Genomic DNA, 19,611 nt, shown 5'->3' on the forward strand with positions numbered 1-19,611 from the left:
ATTTACTGCCTGGCTGTTCGTTTGAATTAGTTAAACCATCCACGGACAGAATCCGCCAGTTTTTGAAAGAAGCTTTTCACGCTTTGCCAAAAACCTTCGTCATTGACGATTGTGCCAATTTTGTCTTCAATGGTTTTGCTCAAGTCTTCCAATTGAGTCGACCATTTGGAAAAGTCGATATCCAGTTTACGGATGCGATCCATTAGATCCGTCAACAATTTGCGGTCTTCCGGGCTTAACTCGATTTGAAGCTTCGTCAATTGATCTTCGACAATTTTTTCCACTTCTTCACGGGTAGCCGGATTTTGTTCAGCGATCTGTTTTTTGATCTCTGTCAAAAGCTCACTTACTTTTGCGTCTTCAACTCCGCTATCAGCAAGTTCTGTCGCTACTGTCAATTCATCATTAGCAACATCTGTCCGTTCAGGATCCAATTCTTCGCCGTTCACTTCGTAAGCTTTATAAATGCCGACGAGCGCTGAATGGCCCGTCACCGCTTTTGGAGCAGCAACTTCAACTGTTGCATCTTCAATGCCTGCAGTCAGCATGGCATTCGCGTACATTTCTGTTGTTACTTGTGTGATATTATCCGGCGTAACGATTTGGATAACCAAACCTTCCCCAGCATCTTTGCGGGTGATTTTTGCCGAAGAATACATATTCGCACGTGAATCCCCGTCTTTAATGTAAGTAATCAGGTCTTGGCCGGTCACTTCGATTTCTTCCACGTCTGCTTCACCGGCTACATCCAGGCTTTCCGCGACACTTTCTTTTTCAGCTTCAGATAGATTGCCTCCATAGACGACGATCGGCAAACCGAATTTTTCGTTGATGCCGACATTCGCAGAACCGATGCTTGGCAGCATAAGTGACAGTGCTAATATAGATGATAGTACTGGAATTATTTTCTTCATAATTTATTGCCCCCTTCCACAAATTAATACGCTTTTAATTTGAAAAGGTTGCGTTAACGTATTAATTTGGTCCATCCGTCTTCCTGGATGATTTTGCGTTCTTTGTACAGTCTGCCGAGCGCGCGTTTGAATGCCGCTTTGCTCATGCCGAAAATTTCCTGGATTTCATCTGGAGTCGATTTATCTGTGAACGGCATTTGCCCGCCAGACTCATCTAGGAAATCCATAATTTTCTGTGCATCGTCTGATAGGCGCTCTTGTTTACGCGGAAGCAATGAACCGTTCAATGTCGCATCGTCTTTTATGCCGATGATGCGCACGGTTTTTTCTTCGCCTAAACGCGGTTCTTCTTCTCTTTCCGATTCATGGACGAAAATCCGATACATTTCAGGCACTGAAAGCATGAATGTGCCGACTGGCAACAAACGATAAGCACGTGCTTGAATGTTTTCATTGAAAACAGAAGTTGGAGCCGGTACGTATAATTCGCCGATTTTCTCTTCTGTTGCCAAACGTCCGTATAAATCGCCATAGCGGTCCGTACGCAAGGTCATGAAGATATGGTCACCTTGCTGCGGCCACAATTCTTCGATTTGTGGAAGGTCTTCCGGAAGCACGTAAACTTCCCGGGAAGTCCCGATATCAACGACCAGTCCTTCACGTCTCGATACTTTCAATACTTTCGCCCAGCCGTAAATGCTCGGTAAAATATGGGGAATCATCGGAGTAGCGGAAACACCGCCTTGCCGGTTGCGGAAAAGGAATACCTCAATTTCCTCACCGATTTCTTGCCCTTCTTCGATCTCTGATGCGTTCATCAATACCTCATCACCCGAACTATTCGTCAAGACCCACTGGGAGCTTGAACGGTCAATAATGCGTAATGTGGTTTTTTCTCCTGGATGCAATGCCATCATGCAGCCTCCTTAAATTCAACTTAGTTTTCTTTTTGGTCGTTTTTTAGTTTTTCAAGTTTCTGGAGCAATGCCGGATCTTCTTCCAGCACTTGAACCAAATCAGCGATTCGATTAATGGAATTCCAGCTTAAGTGATGCTCGATGCCTTCTACATCGCCGTAGATCCGTTCTTCCTCGACTCCGATCAACCGAAGGAACTGTTCCAATAAATCATGGCGCTTCACAAGTCGTTTTCCAAGTTTCTGGCCGCGCGGCGTCAACATAAGCCCCCGGTAACGCTCATAAATTAAGTACCCATCTTTATCAAGTTTTTGCACCATCTTGGTGACAGATGAAGGCAAAACTGACAAAGCTTCTGCAATATCCGACACTCGGGCATATCCTTTTTGTTCTATTAATGAATAAATGATTTCAATGTGGTCTTCCATACTTGGAGTAGGCAAAATTCGTTCCTCCCTAACATGACTCTCTTCAGTTTACTATACCCCAACCCGCTAAACAACTGAGCTTCCGGCAATCCAGTAGTAATTCAATTTTCTGCATGTTTGGGCTGTGTATTTTGGGGGTACTTAATACTATCGACATAGAAAGGTTAGGTGAGGAACATGGGACGTATTCTTTGGATTATTTTAGCAGTTATTATTGTAATTTGGTTAGTTGGATTCTTAATGGACGTCGCTGGTGGATTGATCCACATTCTTCTTATCATCGCAGCTATCATTTTAGTCATTAACTTGATTTCTGGAAGAAAAGGCATATAGCCTAAGTGAATAAAAAAAGCTGAGGACAATTGTCCTCAGCTTTTTTTATTGTTTCCGGATTTTTGCATAAACGCATGTGTCGCGCAATTTGTTGCTCACTTTTGAAAGGGTGTCGTTGCGAAGGATGCCTTCAAGTTCGAAGTTCAAACGTTCAGCGACTGCACGGCTCCGGACATTGTCAGGATCGCAGCGAATCTCGACGCGATTGGCTTCCAACTCTTCAAAAGCAAAACGGGTAATGCGCTCTACCGCTTCTGTTACATAGCCTTTGCCTTCGAAGCGATTATCAACCCAATAGCCGATTTCAAATTTGCGGACATCCCAATTGATGCGGTGAAGCCCTGACGAACCGATGAATTCGCCCGTTTCTTTCGAAAAGAAATGCAGGCGTAAATCTTTGCGGAGCATAAAGTCCGCTTCTGCTTCCACCAAGTTTGCTTCCATTTCAGAAAGTACCGGCTTTTTCTGGGCAAATGGCATCCACGGCCGCAGTGAAGCAAGCGAGCGCATGACCGCTTCATAGCTGAGCGCCGCATCTTCTCTTTTCGGCTTACGGATGATTAAGCGTTCCGACTCGAATTGGTCTGGAAATTGAAACAGAACCGGATTGAATTGAGATTTCTTTTCTTCTACGAGTGCATCATCCCAATGGACTGGCGTCGTGATGCCCGCTTCCCAATCTTCTCTCGTCATGCCGTAAGTCACCGCATCGTAATAGCGGTTTTCTCTCGGCGAAAACCAGGTTTGGCGAATATGCGCCTCTTTTACGAAACCGGTCCGCTCAAATGCTTTTCTCATCGCAAAGTTATCATGGCGCGTGTTGCCTTCCAGACGGATTTTCTTTTCAGGCAAAGAGAAGACGAAATCAGCAATCAATTTCAAGGCCTTTGGGCCATAGCCTTTCCCGCGATATGGATCAGCAATCCGCAAATCGAATAGCGGAATGTCATCCTGCAAATCGAAAATCTTCACGACCCCCACTTGCTGCCCCTCATCATTTTCAATCCAGAACGTTCTGACTTGGTCTGATTTATATCCGCCTTCTTCAATCGTCTTCTCGATCAATTCCCGGACAGGATGTTCAATGCCGTGGAACGGCCATGAGTTAGTGGTCATAAATTCAATTAATTGTTCTTGTTCTTCCATCGTCCATTCTGTCAGCTTCAACACTTTGTCCCCCATGTTCGTTTACTTTTGAATCTTGACTAAACGCAGCGCATTGAGGATAACGAGAAGCGTCGCGCCCATGTCTGCAAAGATGGCAATCCATAATGTCAGCCACCCTGGAATGATTAAAAGCAAAGCAATAATTTTTAAACCTAATGCAAAAATAATATTTTCCTTTATTATACGCAAAGTCTTTCGGCTGAGTCGAATTGTATAGGGCAGTTTTTCTAAATCATCGGCCATTAAAGCAATATCAGCTGTTTCCAAAGCCGCATCTGTCCCGGCGCCGCCCATGGCAATGCCGATCGTCGAGGCTGCTAGCGCAGGTGCATCATTGACTCCATCTCCGACCATGGCAACCCGGCCATGAGTTAGCTGGAGTTCTTTGATGGCAGCTAATTTATCTTCCGGCATTAATCCGGCACGTACATCCGTGACACCGATTTGAGCTGCGATCGCTTCGGCTGTTGCAGGATGATCGCCTGTCAGCATGATGGTTCTCTCAATGCCCATTGCGTTCAACTGGCGGATGATTTCCGGGCTTTCGTTTCGGATAGCGTCCGCCACAGCCACCGCACCGATCAATTCTTTTTCCGAAAAGACCGCAACGACTGATTTTCCAGATTCCTGCAACTTTCGGTAACTCGAAGGAATCTTAAAGCCGAATTCTTCTGTCCAAGTAAAGCTTCCTACGTGGACTCGCACTCCCTTAACGACTGCATGAGCACCTTTCCCTGTCACCGACCCAAACCCTTCGGAAGGATAGGCTTCGCCCGCTTCATCAAGGATGGCACGCGCTAAAGGATGCTGCGACATCGTTTCAACTGCGGCCGCGATTTTCAAGACTTCTTCCTTTGAATACGATTCTTTTGCAAAGACATCCGTCACTTCCGGATAGCCTTTCGTCAACGTGCCCGTTTTATCAAATGCAATGGCCTTGATATGGCCGGTCTCTTCCAAGTGGATGCCGCCTTTTACGAGAACACCTTGCCGTGCAGCATTCCCGATAGCCGTAACGATGGCTACTGGCGTCGAAACAACTAATGCACACGGGCAGCCGACCACAAGGACTGCAAGCCCTTGGTAAACCCACAACTCCCAGTTGCCCGTGAGGAGGCTTGGAATGATCGCCACTAAAAAAGCGATGGCAATGATGGCCGGCGTATAATATTTCGCAAAACGGTCGACGAACTTTTGGGAAGGCGCTTTTTCTGCCTGCGCTTCTTCCACTAAATGAATGATTTTAGCAATCGTGGTATCTTCCACCCGTTTGGTCACCGTAACTTCCAGTGCACCTTCTTCATTTAAGGTTCCTGCAAACACTTCGTCTCCCGGCTGCTTATCCGCTGGAATCGATTCTCCTGTAATGGCTGCCTGATTCACAGAACTGGTGCCGCGGAGCACAGTTCCATCCATGGCAATTTTCTGCCCTGGTTTGACGATCAGGATATCGCCGATGCGAATATCTTCCGTATCCAGTTCAAGCAGCTCGCCTTGGCGCTGGATCAACGCTCTTGCCGGTGCCAAATCCATCAATCCTCGAATCGACTGGCGGGCTTTATTCATGGAAAAGGCTTCTAATGCTTCACTGACTGCAAACAAGAAGACTACGACCGCCCCTTCCCGCCATTCGCCAATGATTACGGCACCAATGATCGCTATGGTCATTAATGTTTTCATATCAAATTGCAATTTCGTTAAATTTTGCAATCCTGTCCAGAACATCTGATAGCCTCCGACTAAAATAGAAGCACCGAACAATCCGATCGCTGCCGGATGTGTTTCAGAAGCCTGGAAAGAAATCACTGTTCCAATGATTAGCAAGATAAAGGAAATAGCGGCTTCGATAGTTTGGCGCCGTTTATAGAATGGCGTATGCACGGCTTTCTCTTTTTCCGGAAAAACACGGATATGGTCGAATGCACCCGCTTTTTCCAATGCTTCAATGGAAACATTGCCATCCACCGTCAATTTAGAAGCGCCAAAGTTTAAAGTGACATTTTTAATATCAGGAAGTTCCCGTACATTTTTTTCGAATTTGGCAGCGCAGCTTGTGCACGATAAGTTTTCAAGACGGTATGTCTTCTGCATGCTCTGCACCTTCTTTCGCATGTTCATGGGCAATGGTCACGAGTTGGTGAACGTGGCGGTCCGACAAGGAATAATAGACTTGCTTGCCTTTGCGCAAGGATTTCGCCAATCCCCGTTCTCTCAAATATCTTAGATGGTGGGAAGCAGTCGCTGTTGAAGAGCCGATGACTGCTGCAATATCGCAGACGCACATTTCTTCTTCGATCGTTAAGGCATAGGCGATATTCAAGCGTGTTTCATCGGCCAACGCTTTAAATAGATTGACGACTTCGGATAAATCCGGCATGTATTTTTGAACATTGTCCACCACTTCCGGATGGACTTTTGTCACTTCACAAATTTCTTTCATCGCGATCCCACCTTCATTCAAATCTTGCTTTGATTGTTACTTGTAGTATAAATCTTCGGACAATAATAATCAAACGAATATTTGAATGACTCCTATTTACGGTTTTTCGAAAAAATGCTATTGTTTGCAGATGCTAAACGAATTTTATAAAGGAAGTGGAATTTTGAAAACCATGTCTTATAAAGAGCAGTGGTTCGGCAATATCCGCGCAGATATTCTTTCCGGCATTGTCGTTGCCCTTGCTTTAATACCTGAAGCCATCGCCTTCTCCATCATCGCTGGTGTCGATCCGATGGTCGGCCTCTATGCTTCGTTCTCGATTGCGGTCATTATCGCTTTTGTCGGCGGCAGGCCTGCCATGATTTCTGCAGCCACGGGTGCGATGGCCCTCGCCATGGTCACGCTCGTCCGTGACCACGGCCTCGACTATTTACTGGCCGCGACTATTTTAACCGGCGTGCTGCAAGTAATCTTCGGCTTTTTGAAGATCGCCCGCTTCATGAAGTTTATCCCGAGGGCCGTAATGATCGGTTTCGTGAATTCGCTCGCTATCCTCATCTTCATGGCACAAGTGCCGTTCATTTTCGGCATTAATATGACCACCTATATTTTTGTTGGAGTCACTTTGGCAATCGTTTATATCCTGCCTCGTTTCTTCACTGCCATTCCGGCACCGTTAATCGCCATATTGGTATTGTCCGGCATCGTTATGTATACCGGAATCGACATGCAGAATGTCGGCAGTTTAGGGACGATCACACAATCCCTGCCAACATTCTTTATCCCGGATGTCCCTTTTAATCTTGAAACTTTGCAGATCATTTTCCCGACGGCCCTGGCATTGTCGATTATCGGCCTGCTCGAATCGCTGTTGACGGCATCTATATTAGATGATGCAACGGAAACCGATTCCGATAAGAACCAGGAAGCCCGCGGGCAAGGCATTGCTAACTTCATCACCGGCTTTTTCGGCGGGATGGCGGGCTGTGCAATGATCGGCCAGTCTGGCATTAATGTCCAGTCTGGCGGACGTGGACGCCTTTCCACTTTTACTGCAGGTGTCGTCCTGATTTTCCTGATCATCGTCCTTGGCAATTGGGTCGTCCAAATTCCGATGCCCGTGCTTGCCGGCATCATGGTGATGGTATGCATCGGAACCTTTGATTGGGGTTCGTTTAAATACATGGTCACTGCTCCAAAATCAGACGCGATTGTCATGCTGCTGACGGTGGTTGTTGTTGTCTACACACACGATTTATCCAAAGGGGTACTCGCCGGCGTTCTATTAAGCGCGATTTTATTCGCTGCTAAAATTTCAAAGGTTGAAGTCCGAAATAAAGGATTGAATGCCGACGCGTCGAATGTTTATACCGTACACGGCCAATTGTTCTTTGCTTCTTCCCAGGATTTTGTTTCAGCCTTTGATGCCATCGAACCTGCTGAACGCATCATCATCGACTTCTCGGATGCTGCCATTTGGGACGATTCCGGAGTAGGCGCCATCGACCGGGTCATGGGCAGGCTTCAATCAAAAGCGAAATCGATTGAGATCACCGGTTTGAATCCATCCAGTGAAAAATTGGTTAAGACCTTGGCTACCTATGCAAATTCAAGAGGAAATGCCAGCCAGCATTAAGGGGGGATCTTACATGTATGAGAAAATTCTCGTAGCCGCTGACGGCTCGGACCATTCAAAACGTGCCGTGCAAGAAGCGGTGAAAATGGCCAAAACAAATCCGGGAGCAAAAGTGACGCTTCTCTATGTCGTCGACTACGGAAAAGCACGCAATGAAATCCTCCATACCCAGAGCCCGGACGAACTTCATCTCGAACGCCGCAAACATTTGCAGCCGTTAGAAGATATTTTCCGTTCCACGGGTGTCCAGTTCGAAACGAAAACTTTGCACGGAACGCCAGGGCCGACCATCGTAAAGCATGCCAACGAAACCGGCTATGATGTCGTTTTTATCGGCAGCCGCGGTTTAAATGCCTTGCAGGAAATGGTACTCGGCAGCGTCAGCCATAAAGTGGCCAAACGCGTCCAAGCTCCTGTCATCATCGTGAAATAAGAAAAAGGTCTTTCCGGTTTTGAGTCGGAAAGACCTTTTTTCTATAAAAATAAATAGCCGAGGCTGAACAGCAAAATCCCACTGATCAACGTTGCGCTTAAATACGCGAGAGCTCTCAGCCACTTCCCATCTTCCATATCCTTAACGGCATCGAGTGCCATCGTTGAAAATGTCGTGAAGGCCCCGAGAAAACCGGTGAGCCAAAAAGCGGATGAACTGCCGTTTCCGAGCAGCCAACCGATCAAAAAAGACCCAAGGCTGTTGACGGCCCATGTCGCCCATTTTGGATGTTTGGAATGGCTTTCTGCTGCAAGGTAAAAAACATACCGGGCAATGGCTCCAAAAAAGCCGCCCGCTGCAATGGAGATCAATTCGCCACCGCCCGCCTTCCAACAAGCAGTCCGCCTGCTGCCATCAAGACAGAAGCTCCCGTCATCACGAGGGCAAATCCTATCCCAAGCAAGTACTGTTTTTCGAGCAGGCTAAACCACTCGGCTGAAAAAGCTGAAAATGTGGTAAAAGAGCCAACGAAACCGGTTGAAAGGAACAGCCGGAATTCAGCAGATTTTTTTTGGAAACGAGCAGCTGCGTATCCTATGATAAAACTTCCCATTAAGTTGACTGCCCATAGTCCAGCCATTGACGAAATGGCTTCGAAAACCCCGGCACGCGCCATCGCCCCGAGCATTCCGCCAACGCCTACTGCAAAAAACCTTTTCACTCCAACCGCCTCGCATCGTTTTTCTTCAGTATAGCTTAATCGGCGGTTAAAATTAACTCTGTTCCTTTTGCTTTCTCTTCGATTTCCGTTCTATGATAGTCGCCTTCTGCCCAGTCATCCACTTGGTTATGGTAGAAATCCGATTTCATATGTCCGCTAAGCCCTGGTCCAACGATATGATAGGCTCCGGTCAGATCACTCAAATCGGCAACGAAGCGCCAAGAGGCTCCGTGATTCACTTTGCCGTCCTCTCCAAACGCAGCTGCTTGAACTGTAATATTAGACCCGCCAATTGCAACTGGTTCTGGATTTAAAAATTGTGCAAATATCGGAGAAGCACTTGCAAGCGGATGCGGGAAAGTCAATTGGTGGTAATCGCCCCATTCCCAGTCTTCGAACTTATCTCCAAATTGCTCTTCGATTTCATCAACGCTTTCCGCTAAAGCATCGGTCAGCCATTTTTCAACGCCGCCGTATTCGGACACCCACACGCCTTCGTTGCCGGTGAATGCTTGCCTCATCATTTCATCGGTGATGTGGTTTTTTCCTGCGAACATTTCATAAACGTCTTCTGGAAAGGCTTCTTTTAAGATGGTATCCGGCAATTGCTTCATCCATTTATGGAAAACAAGCGGTGCCGCTTGGTCTGCGCTATCCACTTGATCCCATGCTTCCAGCATTTCAAGAAGTGAATCGTATTCCTTCGTTTCTTTTCGGACCGCTGCAATCATGTCGCCTAAAAATTCAGCTGCGTATAAATTCTTTTGGTCCATCTGCAGCTCCATCATATCTTCCGGCGTCAAATCATCCGACGCCTCTAAGACTTCCGCAATCCGTTCATAGCGATAAGGCTGCGCCCAGAAGTCGGTAATGTGATGCGGGTAGGAATCATCTACGACTTCATTGTTGGCTGTTGCGATAAAACCGCTTTCCGGATTGACCGAAGTAGGCAATTCATCAAATGGCACATAGCCATCCCAGCCGTAGTCAGCTGAATCTCCTGGAACCGGCAATTGGCCATCCCCTGTTTTTCGAAGTGGAATGCGTCCGTTCGCTTTATAAGCAATCGTCCCGTCTGTTGAAGCAAAGACGAAGTTTTGAGCGGGTGCTTGGAAATCTTCCAATGCTGTTTCGAATTCCTCCCAATTAGAAGCTTTGTTGAAGCCGAGCACTGCCTGAAGCTCCAAAGTCGGCTCAAGAGCAGTCCATTGCATGGAGAACACAGCCCCCGGATCTTCTTCTTTATAAAGAATAGGCGAGATAATCGGTCCATGGCGCGTCACTTTTACTTCGAACGCTTCATCTTCTCCGTCTTTCACGCTGATTGTTTCGTCTCGCACTTCCGCTTGCTCCCATTCCCCTTCATAAAGAAATTGCGTCGAGTCTTCCGGATTTGGGGTTTCAATGTAAAGGTCTTGCACATCCGGCCCAACATTTGTCACACCCCAGGCGATTTCTTCATTATGCCCGAGAATAATTCCAGGAATCCCGGCAAAGATCACTCCGCTGACATTTTGCTCTGGTGATTGAAGATGCATTTGATACCAAATGGACGGTGTACTCAATCCAAGATGCGGGTCGTCTGCAAGCAACGGCAACCCACTCTCAGTCTTGTCTCCCGACACTACCCAGTTGTTGCTGCCATTGAATTCAGGCGGAATGACCGATGCATCGAATTCTCCTGCCACTTTAACCGGCTGTTCTTTATTCGCTTCAAGAATTGAAGGTGCATTATCCGGATAAGTAATGAACAATTCTTTTGCTTTGTCTTCCGGAAATTCATTTAGCGCCCAGTGGCGAACCGCCAGCGTATTCCAATGTCCGCCTAAATCATAGGCCATGTACTTCCCGATTGTCAGAGAATCAAGCGGCGTCCATTCTTCCGGTTCATAACCAAGCAAAGCGAACTCATAGCTTAATGTACCTTCCGCTTTTGCTTCTTCCATATATGCATTGACGCCTTCTGCAAACCATTCCAATACTTGTTTCGCTTCGTCGCCGTAGCCGTCCCATGATTTTTCAGCGGCATTTCTCAAACTGAACGTCCGGAAACGTTTATCTGTATCAACCGCAGCTGCCCCTACCACTTCCGCTAAGCGTCCGCTTGCTTGCCGGCGCGACAAATCCATTTGGAACATGCGGTCCTGTGCTTGGACATATCCTTGCGCCCGGTATAAATCCGCGTCCGTTTCCGCTTCAATATGCGGGACGCCAATTTCATCGCGGATGACTGTTACGTCTTCGTCCAATATTTCTACTGCCATCTTCCCTTCAACTACCGCTTCCGATTTTCCTATGTAAACGTTTACAAAAATCAACGCTGCAACAATGATCAAAGCAAGTACACCAATTGTCCCTAACACCCACTTTAGCCATCTTCTCTTTTTCCCCATATGACCTTCCCCCTTTTCTGTACCTTTGTCTATTCGACAGCCGAAATGAAAATCCTTTAATAAAATGACGGCGAGCGAGAAATTCCCAAATAGAAAAGGAGTTGCCCCAAATCAATTTGGGGCAACTCCTTTTCAACGCAAAAGCAATCTAACGCTTTCTACGTATCATGCCATATCTTCACCAACAATTTTCACTTCCAACTCAAGATCGATTCCGAATTTTTCACGGACAGCAGACTTGACCATTTCAATCGTCTTGATGTAATCATTGGCCGTTGCATTGTTTTTATTGACGATAAATCCGGCATGCTTCGTTGAAACTTCCGCTCCGCCGAATCCTTTTCCCTGCAAACCGCTTTCTTGTATCAGTTTCCCGGCAAAGTTTCCAGGCGGCCGTTTGAAAACACTGCCTGCTGATGGAAATTCCAAAGGCTGCTTCGTTTCACGCTGCATCGTCAAGTCGCTCATTTTCGCATCAATGACGAGCTGATTGCCGAATTCCAATTCGAATTCTGCCGATAAGACATAATAGCCTTTTTTCGTAATGATGCTCTTGCGATAGCCAAGTTCCAAGTCTTCTTTCGATAACTCAAGCTTGTCGCCTTCTTTAGTCAATACGATTGCTTTACGAATCACATCTTTGATCTCTCCACCGTAAGCTCCCGCATTCATAGCCATAGCACCGCCGATGGAACCCGGAATGCCGCATGCAAATTCCAAGCCCGTCAATCGGTTGGAAGCTGCCGCTTTCGAGACTTCTTTAATATTCGCGCCGCCTTGTGCGTAAACCGTAGTCCCTTCGATGCGGATCGTGTGCAAACTCTTCAAGTTCAAGACAATGCCTCGTACGCCGCCGTCGCGGACCACCATATTCGATCCATTTCCGAGCAGCAATAAAGGAATATTATTTTCATATGCATATTTCACGGTATAAGCCGTTTCATCTTCAGTCGTTGGTGCTACAAAAATATCAGCTGGCCCACCCATTCTCGTTAAGGTATGCAGGTGTAGCGGTTCGTCCATTTTCACGTGATCATCTGCCAAAAAACGGCGCAGATCATTCAACCATGTTTCTTTCGTCATTCCACGCAAATCCCTTCTAAACTTTAACTTCTATAAGTATCCGATTTTATTGGGAATTTGACAAGCGAAACCCTGAGGATAAGGTCTAAAGTATGATAAATAAAAAAAGTACTGATAATTCGAAAGAAAAAGTCATTCCTACGAAAAAAATATCTCGAATTCGAGAATAATAATTTAAAAACAATTGACACCGAGATAATTGTTGGATATAGTTACACATAGTTATTACATTCTTAGGAGGAATACTTACAATGAAAAAATGGACAATCGACCCAGCACACTCAGAAATCGGCTTTTCAGTAAAACACATGATGATCTCTAAAGTAAAAGGTTCGTTCGAATCTTTCGAAGCAGTAGTAGAAGCGAATGAAGAAGATTTGAACGGTGCCTTGATCGATTTCAAAATCAATGTAGCAAGCATTAACACAAATAACGCAGACCGCGACAACCACTTGCGTTCAGCTGATTTCTTTGATGCAGAAACCTACCCTGAAATCAAATTCAATGCAAACGACATCACTAAAAAAGGCACTGAATATGAATTGACAGGCGACCTTACAATTAAAGGTGTAACCCGCCCTGTAACTTTCGAAGTTGAATACGGCGGAAAAGGCACTAACCCTTGGGGCCAAGAAGTTGTAGCTTTCAGCGCTGAAGGCAAAGTAAACCGCAGAGATTTCGGCCTTACTTGGAACCAGGCACTTGAAACAGGCGGCGTATTGGTCGGCGAAGATATCAAGATTTCATTGGAACTTGAAGCGAACCCAGCGTAACCAGAAAAGCGGAAACAGCCGTTCAGGTTCGAAAGGCATAAGACGAATTGGCGAAGCGGCGTATTTCCAGCCGCACAGCCAAGTTGGCTTATGCTCCGAGAACCTGGCTGTTGGAGTCTGGACAACGAAAAGCGGAAACAGCCGTTCAGGTTCGAAAGGCATAAGACGAATTGGCGAAGCGGCGGTTTTCAGCCGCACAGCCGAGGTGGCTTATGCTCCGAGAACCTGGCTGTTGGAGTCTAGACAACGAAAAGCGGAAACAGCCGTTTAGCCCTAACAAGCGTCGGGCGCTGAAGACTAGCCAATAAGAAAAGCGCAGACACCCAGAGAATTCTGGAGCGTCTGCGCTTTTTTCTAATCTCCGAGTTTTTTCAACGGTTTAACTGCCGGCCCTTCAAGGACCTCGCCTGTATACGAGAAGCGCGAACCATGGCACGGGCAATCCCACGAACGTTCGGCATCATTCCAGCCGACTTCGCAGCCCATATGCGTACAAGTGGTATTGACTAAATGCACTTGCCCGTATTGGTCGCGGTAGCCGCCTGCTTTCTTGTTGCCGACTTTCACCAAACCGCCTTCATCGTTCTGCAAGTTCTCAACCGTTTTAGACGGCATCTTCAACTTGCCTTTTACCAATTCTTTTGCAACGGATGCATTGTCTTTAATAAAGCTTGCAGCATCCACCGCTTTCATCTTCGTGCGCGTCGGATTAAACAGCGCTGCATAAGGATTTTCTTTCCCTAAAACTTGGTCTGTCAGCATGACACCAGCAATGGCGCCGTTTGACATCCCCCATTTATGGAATCCGGTCGCTACCAGGATATTGTCATATCCAGCCGTAATCGTACCGATATACGGAATTTTGTCTAAGGTTGTTAAATCCTGGGCTGACCAGCGATACGGAATTTCCTTGATGCCAAAATGCTCTTCGCCGAATTTCTCCAAGTTTTCGTAATGTTTCATTGTCGGCGGTTTGCTCTTGCCAGTGGCATGTCCGTCTCCACCAATCAACAGCAATTTCTCGCCATTTTCATCCGTAGCATACCGCAGCGAACGCGACGGCATATCACAGCTGACATACATATCTTTCGCCACGTCCCCATTGATTTTTGCTGCTACTACATAAGAGCGGCTAATCGACAGGCGTGAGAAATACATGCCGTCAAAGTCATTGAACGGGTAATGGGTGGCTACGATGACTTTATTGCAGGACAAGTGGGACATATTCTCCGTTTGGATGACAGGATCGTTTTTGCTCAGTATTTTCACAGCCCGCGTCTGTTCGTAAATCGTACCGCCGAGACGCTCGATTTCACTGACCAGCTTCGCCAGGAATTTTACGGGGTGGAACTGCGCTTGATTGCGCATGACAACCGCTTCTTTAACTTCAAACGGAAGTTCCACTTCGTCTTTTGCCAAGCCTCCGTCAATTCCAAGCTGCTGGTAGGCTTCCGCCTCTTTTTCAACCAGCTTGGCGCCGATTGCCGTATTGGCATAAACAAAAGCGTTCTGATGAGAAAAGTCGCAATCGATATCCAAATCAGCAGCCGTTTTTTCGATAAAGTCCAGGCCATCCATATTCGCCTGGTAATATAATTTTGCTTGTTCTTCTCCGATAAGCTTGATTAATGGAAAATAAAACAATCCATGCTGCGCCGTAATTTTTGCAGTTGTATAGCCTGTTACACCGTCAATTAATTTCCCGGCATCAATCAAGGTCACCTTTTTTCCCGCTTTCGCCAATAAATAGGCGCTGATGATTCCTACAATTCCTCCGCCAACGATGCCGATGTCTGTGGATTCATTTGCTTGAAGCGCAGGAAAACTAGGAACATCTTTGTACTGTCTCCAATATGATTTTGGCATTTCTGGAACGCGGCTTTGCTTATCTTCTTGTGTCATGCCCATCCTCCTATAACCGTAATTTTGCTTATTAGTTGTCTACCCCCTCCCTCACGATCTTAATCAGCACAAAAAAACCCGGAAGCAATATTCGCTTCCGGGTTCCCTAACCGCTTAATCATTCATTTCACAAGAATCGCCAGTGCAATAGCTTGTTTTGCTTTTGCCCATCGGTTTTAATGCCGGGCGTATGCCTTCTTCATCCGCGATTTGACGGATAGAATCCACAAATGCTTCTAGCGGCTGAGCGCCTGAAATGGCATATTTGCGGTTAATCACAAAGAATGGCACCCCTTGAACACCAATTTGGCGGGCTTCCATAATATCTGCTTCCACTTCCTGAAGAAAGAGATCAGATGCAAGGACTTCCTTCGCTTCTGTCCGGTCCAAGCCGACCTCTTCTATAAGAGTTAATAAAACTTCATCGTTGCTGATATTTTTGGCTTCGATGAAATAATTATGGAGCAAACTTTCAGTGAGCTCAGGAGCTTTCCCTTTCTCTTCTGCCCATTTCACCAGCCGGTGGGCAGCCATTGTATTGGCTTCGACCATTTGATCGAAATTATATTCAAGACCTACAGTGCGCGCGTGCTGCGCTACACCTTTCGTCATTTCCTTCGCTTGCTCTACTGTCTGCCCCATCTTTTTCGCCAGCGACTCATAAGTGGAAACTGTAGAATCAACGGGTGTATCGGGGTTTAACTGATATGCTTTAAATGAAATTTCAGCTTGCGGCTCAAATCCAGTTTGTTTTAATGCTTTTTCAAGTGTTCGTTTGCCTATGTAGCAAAATGGGCACACGTAATCTGACCATATTTCGATTTTCATTATATCCACCTCTTTAAATAACTATAACAACGAAAAACAAGACCCTCAATTTTTTTGCCTATGGCCACTTGAAAAGCGACGGCACCCGCTTAGCTCCGACAGGCATAAGAACGGTCGGCGAAGCGGCGCTCTTTGCCGCATCGCTGAACGGGCTTATGACCCGAGGAGCTGGGTCGCCGGAGTCTGGACACCGAAAAGCGACGGCACCCGTTCAGCCCCCAATAAAAAAACTGACCCCTTAAAGGGATCAGCTTAATGCTTCTGTAATGACCGGAACGATCTGTTTTTTACGGGAAACGACACCTGGCAGCAATACACGGTTGTCGACCACGCTTGATTTAAATGCCCCTTCAATGATTCCCGCTTTTTTGCCAAGAACGATGGCTACCGAATCATTGTTTAAAATATCTGTTACCACGAACGTAAACAAGTCCAATTCTTTTTTCGCAATGACCTGCTCCATCAATACTTCCAACTCCGCTTGGCGGCCGATGACTTCATTCACATCAATGGCATTGACTTGCGCCACTTCAAAGCGGTGATCGCCCGCTTCAAATTCTTTCGAATCCAAAGACATCAAATCTTCCAAAGTTTTATTGCTCAGATCCGCTCCTGCTTTTAACATCGCTAAGCCGTACTCTGCAGCATCGACTCCGGCAATTTCAGCCAGTTCTTTTGCAGCTGTTATGTCTTGAGGTGTGCAAGTCGGTGATTTGAACAAAAGAGAATCTGAAATAATCGCCGATAGCATAAGCCCTGCAATATCCGCCGGAACTTCGACGCCGTTTTCCTTGAACAATTTCAAAAGAATCGTCGCTGTGCATCCGACTGGTTCAGCGCGGAAGTAAAGTGGATCCACCGTTTCAAAATTCGCAATCCGGTGATGGTCGATCACTTCAATAATCTGTACTTCTCCGATATCTTCAGCGCTCTGTTGGCGCTCGTTATGGTCTACGAGGATGACTTGCGACACTTCTTCTGAAACACGTTTTACAAGACGCGGTTCAGTCGCCGAGAATTTCTCCAATGCAAATAAGGTTTCGTTGTTCAGATCGCCTAAGCGAATCGGCTCAGCGTTCATACCGATTTGTTTTTTTAAGTATGCATATGAAATAGCCGAACAAATAGAATCCGTATCTGGATTTTGATGGCCTAATACAAAAACGTTTGACATGATTTTGCCCCCTGATCAAATGTTAGTTTCCGTGCTTATTTTACCACATTTAGAAGTCGAGCCAAAACACAATAAATAATCGATATTTTTCTGTATATTTTCTCTTGGAAATATCAACGAATCTTTTAAAAAAGGAATAAAAATTTCTAAATTGTCTAATTAGTTAATCTAATTAGACTATTTTATTCCTACTATTATCCAATTTCTTACCTTTTTATAGGTATTTTAAAATTCATTTCATAAAATTTAAAAAATTATATACATTCCAATAGGACAAATGGTATAATTCTCATAACTTATAGCAATAAAAATAGAAAGGGGAAATTTTTTGTGACTATATTACTGGAAAAAAAATACATTCCTTTATCGGACTATTTTTCATCTGCTTCTAATCCCGTGATCACGTTGACGTTTACAGAAATCGAACAAATTATGGGGCAGCAATTGCCCAATGCCGCCTATCTGAATAAAAGCTGGTGGAAGAAGACAAAACCGCCTGCTAAGCATTTTCATGCCTGGATGGATGCCGGCTATTACGTTAGCCAAGTGGAAACCAACCGCTTTGTCCGATTTGAAAAAATTGACTCATCAGGTGACCGCCATTCAAAACACCATAACAGAAACGAAGACATCCTCTTAATCCGTTCTGCCGGCCACGGGGACGCCCGCTCTCTTATCACATTGCAGAAAATTGTAGAAGCGGAATCTGAATATATGCTTTATGGGAAAGACGAGCGCCACCAGTCTACTCAAAGTGTCCGCAAACAAATTATCGACTGGAAGCAGCAGGGCCATTCCACCATCCTGATTGCAATCCTTAACGGCGAACCTGTCGGCTATTTGATGATTATGGGCAATGAAGCAAAACGCGCAGCCCACCGTGCATCTCTTGAATTAGGCATTCAAAAACACGCACATAAAAAAGGAATTGCCACTTCCCTGCTCGAGAAAGCCGAAGAATGGGCAGCAACCAAAGGAGTGACCCGCCTCGAGACCACCGTCGTCGAACGAAATACTCCTGGCCGCAAACTTTACGATAAAGCCGGCTATGTAAAAGAAGGTACGCGCAAAAATTCCTTGATCATTAACGATCAAGCTTTGAACGAAGTGTATTTAGCTAAATTCCTAGATTAAAAGAGGCTCGCATCCGCGAGCCTCTTTCTATTTAATGCAATATTGTCAGCCAGAGATACAGGCCGGTCAAGGTGATGAGTAAAGTCGGAAGCGTCAAGATGATTCCAATTTTGAAATAATAGCCCCAACTGATTTCCACTCCTTTCACTTTAAGAACATGAAGCCATAGGAGTGTAGCGAGAGAGCCGATTGGCGTGATTTTAGGCCCGAGATCTGAACCGATGACGTTCGCATAAATCAACGCTTCCCTTACTGCCCCCGTCGTGTTCGTTTCAGAAATCGCCAATGCATCGATCATGACGGTTGGCATATTGTTCATGACAGATGAAAGAAGTGCTGCGATAAAGCCCATGCCAATCGTCGCTGCATACAAGCCATGGCCCGCTGTCCATTCAATCACTGTCGCCAGTACCGACGTAAGCCCCGCATTCCGTAAACCGTAGACCACCACATACATTCCCACAGAGAAAAAGACAATCGCCCATGGTGCACCTTTTAATACCGCTTTTGTATGTACGGCTTCACTTCTTCGTGCAATCGCCAAGAAAATAACAGCTACGACGCCCGCAATAATGGATACGGGAATTTCAAGCGGCCCGCTGATGAAATAGCCGACAAGCAAGATAGCCAAAACCACCCAAGCGAGACGGAACATTTTCAAATCTTTTATTGCCGAAGCGGGTGTTTTCAATGCACTGGCATCGAATTGCTTCGGAATGGATTTCCGGAAGTAAAGATATAGCACAAGCATACTCGCACCAATGCTAAAGAAGTTCGGGACGACCATTCGAATGGCGTATTCCGTAAAACTGATGCCGAAAAAGTCGGCAGAGACGATATTGACCAAGTTGCTGACAACAAACGGCAGCGATGCCGTATCGGCAATGAATCCTGAAGCCATGATGAACGGCAGGATCATCGCGTCTTTGAATTTCAATGCCCGGACCATCGCAAGGACAATCGGCGTGATGATCAGTGCAGCCCCGTCATTCGCAAATAACGCTGAAACCACAGCTCCAAGGATAATGACGAGGAAAAACATGCGCAATCCGCTTCCTTTTGCGAATCTGGCTGTATGCAATGCTGCCCATTCAAAGAAGCCAACCTCGTCCAAAATCAAGGAAATGATAATAAGCGCAACGAATGTCAAAGTGGCATTCCAGACGATGCCGGTTACGTCCCAGACATCGCCTAGGTCAACCACTCCCACAAGCAAAGCTACTGCAGCACCGGCCATCGCAGACCAACCGATTGATAAATTCCGCGGCTGGGCAATAACAAAAAATAAGGTGACTATAAAAATAAATACGGCTAACCAAACATCCACGTTCTTCA

General features: G+C 46.1%; 19 protein-coding genes. 5 read left to right on the forward strand and 14 right to left on the reverse strand.

Annotated features, from left to right (window positions below; all coding sequences use genetic code 11):
- Positions 1-26: 26 nt before the first annotated feature.
- Genes NFU07_RS09520 through mntR form a run of 3 tightly spaced genes read right to left on the reverse strand, consistent with a single transcriptional unit; the run spans position 27 to position 2,274 of the window.
- On the reverse strand, positions 27-914 hold the full coding sequence (locus tag NFU07_RS09520) for a DUF1002 domain-containing protein (protein WP_251477347.1): 888 nt from the start codon (positions 912-914) through the stop codon (positions 27-29).
- Positions 915-967: 53 nt separating this feature from the next.
- Positions 968-1,828: a CvfB family protein gene (locus NFU07_RS09525; RefSeq protein WP_251477350.1), complete on the reverse strand. Its 861-nt coding sequence runs from the start codon at positions 1,826-1,828 to the stop codon at positions 968-970.
- Between the two features lie 23 nt (positions 1,829-1,851).
- Positions 1,852-2,274 carry a transcriptional regulator MntR gene (gene mntR, locus NFU07_RS09530; protein ID WP_235198157.1) on the reverse strand — a complete coding sequence of 141 codons (423 nt, stop codon included), beginning with the start codon at positions 2,272-2,274 and terminating at the stop codon, positions 1,852-1,854.
- Between the two features lie 162 nt (positions 2,275-2,436).
- On the opposite strand from mntR, the gene NFU07_RS09535 reads away from it, so the two are divergent.
- Positions 2,437-2,592, forward strand: a complete 156-nt coding sequence (locus NFU07_RS09535) for a lmo0937 family membrane protein (RefSeq protein ID WP_235198156.1) — start codon at positions 2,437-2,439, stop codon at positions 2,590-2,592.
- Between the two features lie 45 nt (positions 2,593-2,637).
- Here NFU07_RS09535 and NFU07_RS09540 read toward each other — a convergent pair whose 3' ends face one another.
- The 3 genes from NFU07_RS09540 to NFU07_RS09550 are packed head-to-tail and all read right to left on the reverse strand — an operon-like array spanning position 2,638 to position 6,199.
- Positions 2,638-3,759, reverse strand: coding sequence for a GNAT family N-acetyltransferase (locus NFU07_RS09540; protein ID WP_251477354.1), 1,122 nt, complete (start codon positions 3,757-3,759; stop codon positions 2,638-2,640).
- A 21-nt stretch (positions 3,760-3,780) separates the two neighbouring features.
- Positions 3,781-5,850, reverse strand: a complete 2,070-nt coding sequence (locus NFU07_RS09545) for a heavy metal translocating P-type ATPase (RefSeq protein WP_285835951.1) — start codon at positions 5,848-5,850, stop codon at positions 3,781-3,783.
- A complete protein-coding gene (locus tag NFU07_RS09550) occupies positions 5,828-6,199 on the reverse strand; it encodes an ArsR/SmtB family transcription factor (RefSeq protein WP_251477357.1) in 372 nt (123 codons plus the stop codon). Before NFU07_RS09550 ends, NFU07_RS09545 begins: the two co-directional genes overlap by 23 nt.
- A 172-nt stretch (positions 6,200-6,371) precedes the next feature.
- On the opposite strand from NFU07_RS09550, the gene NFU07_RS09555 reads away from it, so the two are divergent.
- Both NFU07_RS09555 and NFU07_RS09560 read left to right on the forward strand, forming a co-directional pair.
- Positions 6,372-7,835, forward strand: a complete 1,464-nt coding sequence (locus tag NFU07_RS09555) for a SulP family inorganic anion transporter (RefSeq protein WP_251478223.1) — start codon at positions 6,372-6,374, stop codon at positions 7,833-7,835.
- A 13-nt stretch (positions 7,836-7,848) separates the two neighbouring features.
- Positions 7,849-8,268, forward strand: coding sequence for a universal stress protein (locus tag NFU07_RS09560; protein ID WP_251477360.1), 420 nt, complete (start codon positions 7,849-7,851; stop codon positions 8,266-8,268).
- A 41-nt stretch (positions 8,269-8,309) separates the two neighbouring features.
- On the opposite strand, the gene NFU07_RS09565 is transcribed toward NFU07_RS09560, so the two are convergent.
- The 4 genes from NFU07_RS09565 to murB form a co-directional block, all read right to left on the reverse strand.
- Positions 8,310-8,639, reverse strand: coding sequence for a fluoride efflux transporter FluC (locus NFU07_RS09565; RefSeq protein WP_251477363.1), 330 nt, complete (start codon positions 8,637-8,639; stop codon positions 8,310-8,312).
- A complete protein-coding gene (locus NFU07_RS09570; protein WP_251477366.1) occupies positions 8,636-8,989 on the reverse strand; it encodes a fluoride efflux transporter FluC in 354 nt (117 codons plus the stop codon). Before NFU07_RS09570 ends, NFU07_RS09565 begins: the two co-directional genes overlap by 4 nt.
- Positions 8,990-9,024: 35 nt before the next feature.
- Positions 9,025-11,382: a penicillin acylase family protein gene (locus NFU07_RS09575; RefSeq protein WP_251477369.1), complete on the reverse strand. Its 2,358-nt coding sequence runs from the start codon at positions 11,380-11,382 to the stop codon at positions 9,025-9,027.
- A gap of 165 nt (positions 11,383-11,547) precedes the next feature.
- Positions 11,548-12,465, reverse strand: a complete 918-nt coding sequence (murB, locus tag NFU07_RS09580) for a UDP-N-acetylmuramate dehydrogenase (RefSeq protein WP_251477372.1) — start codon at positions 12,463-12,465, stop codon at positions 11,548-11,550.
- 251 nt (positions 12,466-12,716) lie between these two features.
- Between murB and NFU07_RS09585 the strand changes: the two genes are divergently transcribed.
- On the forward strand, positions 12,717-13,238 hold the full coding sequence (locus NFU07_RS09585; protein WP_251477375.1) for a YceI family protein: 522 nt from the start codon (positions 12,717-12,719) through the stop codon (positions 13,236-13,238).
- Positions 13,239-13,592: 354 nt separating this feature from the next.
- On the opposite strand, the gene NFU07_RS09590 is transcribed toward NFU07_RS09585, so the two are convergent.
- From NFU07_RS09590 to NFU07_RS09600, 3 genes are all read right to left on the reverse strand, one after another.
- Complete coding sequence (locus NFU07_RS09590) at positions 13,593-15,140, reverse strand: FAD-dependent oxidoreductase (RefSeq protein ID WP_251477378.1); 1,548 nt, start codon at positions 15,138-15,140, stop codon at positions 13,593-13,595.
- A 114-nt stretch (positions 15,141-15,254) separates the two neighbouring features.
- Entirely contained in the window at positions 15,255-15,968 is a 714-nt protein-coding gene (locus tag NFU07_RS09595) for a DsbA family oxidoreductase (RefSeq protein ID WP_251477381.1), read from the reverse strand.
- A gap of 247 nt (positions 15,969-16,215) precedes the next feature.
- A complete protein-coding gene (locus tag NFU07_RS09600) occupies positions 16,216-17,142 on the reverse strand; it encodes a manganese-dependent inorganic pyrophosphatase (RefSeq protein WP_251477384.1) in 927 nt (308 codons plus the stop codon).
- Positions 17,143-17,472: 330 nt separating this feature from the next.
- Between NFU07_RS09600 and NFU07_RS09605 the strand changes: the two genes are divergently transcribed.
- A complete protein-coding gene (locus tag NFU07_RS09605; protein WP_235198145.1) occupies positions 17,473-18,276 on the forward strand; it encodes a GNAT family N-acetyltransferase in 804 nt (267 codons plus the stop codon).
- A gap of 31 nt (positions 18,277-18,307) precedes the next feature.
- Here NFU07_RS09605 and NFU07_RS09610 read toward each other — a convergent pair whose 3' ends face one another.
- On the reverse strand, positions 18,308-19,603 hold the full coding sequence (locus NFU07_RS09610; protein WP_251477388.1) for an arsenic transporter: 1,296 nt from the start codon (positions 19,601-19,603) through the stop codon (positions 18,308-18,310).
- Positions 19,604-19,611 lie beyond the last annotated feature (8 nt).

This window comes from Planococcus sp. NCCP-2050, assembly GCF_023708025.1.
Taxonomy (GTDB): domain Bacteria; phylum Bacillota; class Bacilli; order Bacillales_A; family Planococcaceae; genus Planococcus.

Bases quoted from the DNA above. Each gene is read 5' to 3' on its own strand.
- NFU07_RS09520 (WP_251477347.1), bottom strand. From the start codon at position 914: ATGAAGAAAATAATTCCAGTACTATCATCTATATTAGCACTGTCACTT.
- NFU07_RS09600 (WP_251477384.1), bottom strand. From the start codon at position 17,142: ATGTCAAACGTTTTTGTATTAGGCCATCAAAATCCAGATACGGATTCT.
- NFU07_RS09590 (WP_251477378.1), bottom strand. From the start codon at position 15,140: ATGACACAAGAAGATAAGCAAAGCCGCGTTCCAGAAATGCCAAAATCA.
- NFU07_RS09550 (WP_251477357.1), bottom strand. From the start codon at position 6,199: ATGAAAGAAATTTGTGAAGTGACAAAAGTCCATCCGGAAGTGGTGGAC.
- NFU07_RS09585 (WP_251477375.1), top strand. From the start codon at position 12,717: ATGAAAAAATGGACAATCGACCCAGCACACTCAGAAATCGGCTTTTCA.
- NFU07_RS09555 (WP_251478223.1), top strand. From the start codon at position 6,372: ATGTCTTATAAAGAGCAGTGGTTCGGCAATATCCGCGCAGATATTCTT.
- NFU07_RS09575 (WP_251477369.1), bottom strand. From the start codon at position 11,382: ATGGGGAAAAAGAGAAGATGGCTAAAGTGGGTGTTAGGGACAATTGGT.
- NFU07_RS09525 (WP_251477350.1), bottom strand. From the start codon at position 1,828: ATGGCATTGCATCCAGGAGAAAAAACCACATTACGCATTATTGACCGT.
- NFU07_RS09545 (WP_285835951.1), bottom strand. From the start codon at position 5,850: ATGCAGAAGACATACCGTCTTGAAAACTTATCGTGCACAAGCTGCGCT.
- NFU07_RS09560 (WP_251477360.1), top strand. From the start codon at position 7,849: ATGTATGAGAAAATTCTCGTAGCCGCTGACGGCTCGGACCATTCAAAA.
- NFU07_RS09595 (WP_251477381.1), bottom strand. From the start codon at position 15,968: ATGAAAATCGAAATATGGTCAGATTACGTGTGCCCATTTTGCTACATA.
- murB (WP_251477372.1), bottom strand. From the start codon at position 12,465: ATGACGAAAGAAACATGGTTGAATGATCTGCGCCGTTTTTTGGCAGAT.
- NFU07_RS09535 (WP_235198156.1), top strand. From the start codon at position 2,437: ATGGGACGTATTCTTTGGATTATTTTAGCAGTTATTATTGTAATTTGG.